General features: G+C 43.0%; 2 protein-coding genes. Both read right to left on the bottom strand.

All coding sequences use genetic code 11. The features are described from left to right. Nucleotides 1-1,081, bottom strand: a 1,081-nt coding sequence (locus ENN47_07695; GenBank protein HDP78051.1) for a glycosyltransferase, incomplete at its 3' end; no start/stop codon positions are given. A 153-nt stretch (nucleotides 1,082-1,234) separates the two neighbouring features. Next, a partial coding sequence (locus ENN47_07690) for a glycosyltransferase WbuB (protein ID HDP78050.1) occupies nucleotides 1,235-2,369 on the bottom strand: 1,135 nt, incomplete at its 5' end.

The following is a 2,369-nucleotide window of genomic DNA, read 5'->3' as shown; positions in this document are numbered from 1 at the left end:
GTGTTAGTAAACGGTCTTCTATAGACTTCCATGAATACTTGCTGGAAATCTCGATTGCGTTATCTCTCATTTGACTTCTTAGCTCTCTATTCTTGATTAGAAGCTCCATCTTTTCGGCTATGTCTTCAGCCGAATCAGGGTCAACGAAAAGAGCGCATGGTCTTTCATCGAGTACATCGTGCCACTTCTTGAAATCGGAAGCAATTATGGGCAATCCAAGCGCGAGATACTCAAACATCTTCAGCGGTGAAGACATCTCTTTGCTTCTTCCTCTATGCATTACCATCAGTCCAATGTCGTCTTGAGCCACGCTATCTAAGGCTTCTTCATAGGGCAAAAAACCTTTGTAGTGAAGTCCATCACCTGCAGCACTTTCCGACCCCAGTATTAGCCGCTTCAATTCTGGATCAAAAATCGGCCCAAGCAAATTAAGTTCAACATTGTAAGCTTTCCTCACAAGTCTAAATGCCTGTATCATCTCAACAATTGACCTGTCTATATCTATTGATCCTGAATAGACAAACCTTAAAACTCCATCGCTTGAAGTTCTTCTCTTAGGCTTAAGTCTCTCTACATTTGGATAATTTGGCAAAACTGCGAATCTCTTTGCTACTGGAAATCTTTCAAGTTGTTCGGGGACAACCACCACAATCCCATCAAACTTGCGAACCGCCCTTTTCTCATACCAATCTGCAAATCGAGAGACTAAACTCCTGAAAAGTTTCGGAATCCAGTTTTTCATAAAGATTACTGAAGGGTATTCTTCGTGAATGTCGTAAATCACTTTCTTCCCTGCTTTTTTGAGCTTCAACCCCAGAGGAATAAGCTCTGGGTCATGAAAGTGATAGACATCAGCGTTGACACTTCGAGCAATTTTTAGAGCATCTTTGGAGCCTCGAAGAAACCTGTTAAGTCTTCCTCCTGCACGAGCAATTGGCATGTAACTAATTCCGGCTAAAGAGAAGTCACCTTCCGGAGCAATGAAATGTATTTCATGTCCTCCACTGTGTAGTGTTTCTAGCTCCTTTCTTATTCTTATGTCGCCCGGAGAATGCACGGTAGTAATTACGCATACTTTCATTCATAACTCCTACAAGAACATGCTAAGCACTTGTCGAATAGTGGAACTGCGTTCATGTCATATAACTTTCTTGGTTTCCAAACAGCTATGTAAATTGCAGTATATAAAACTCGACGCTGAATTGCGAAACGACACTAGCCTAAAACTAATTCATTAACCTTCTCTCAAAATCCTTTCGTACTGCTCTGCAAGTCTTGTGATATCTCTATTATCTCTTACATAGCTGATGTTCTTAATACATTTCTTTGCATCTTCACTAAGACTACGAAGCAGTCTAGTAAGTGCCTGCGAGAATGAATCTGGACTTCCGGGCTCGTAGAATTCTCCTTCTCCAGTAATTTTCAAAGGTAATCCGGGAAGATCTGCCGCTACTATTGGCTTGCCCGAAGCCATGTAGTCCAGTAACTTGTACGAACTCACCGCCGGAGTCTGCATATCGAACTTTGCAAGCGGGAAAATCAAGGCATCTACTGACTGGATGAGACCAGGAACAGATTCTTTGGGAATCTGATCAAGGAAGACTACATTGTCGAGAGAGAGTTCTTTTGCCAGATCAATGAGATTATTCTTTTCCGAGCCTCTTCCGATGAAAGCGAATTGTAGATCCTCAGAAGCATTCTTGATGTTAAGCAGTTTGACTCCTCTTAGCACCGTTTCCAGATCGTTCGTAGGGCCATGTGAACCTAAATAAGCGATTATTCTCTTTGATTCGAATCTTCGCACCAAATCTGTGACATCACTGGTTATCTTCGGTTTTTCAAAGCGTGAAGCATCTATCCCGTTTGGAATATAGACTACTCTGTCTTCTGTGTTGCGTTTTGTCACTTGACATATATGTGCCTCAAGACTAGGAAGGAGCGATACGATCTTAGCAGCTTTTAAGTATGCCTTCTTCTCAATTGCTCCAAATAGAACTGCTACAGGGTTCATCGTTGAAAGCTTTCCGGCACTGATTAGATCCCTTGGCCATACGTCTCTTATTTCAACCACCAACTTGGCTCCATATTTTTCAGCGATCTCCCAACCTAGTCTCCACGCATAGGGATGGGGACTTGAAGCAATTACAACATCGGGTCTATCCACTTGACTCGCTCCAAGAGCCCTCCTGCCCGACTTATAGTAATCAATACTGGAGAGGAAGCGATCGAGCCCATTGGACTCATATCTACGTGTTTCGAAGCAATGAAAGGACGGAGAGTCACCCGAGTGCGGAGAGCCTAACGGTGAGCAGAACCGACACATATTGTCTTCTGTGAGGTGCGAGTATGAACCAACAAATATCCTAACC

Source organism: Mesotoga infera, assembly GCA_011045915.1.
Lineage (GTDB): Bacteria > Thermotogota > Thermotogae > Petrotogales > Kosmotogaceae > Mesotoga > Mesotoga infera_D.
This window is presented reverse-complemented; position numbering and strand designations above follow the sequence as displayed.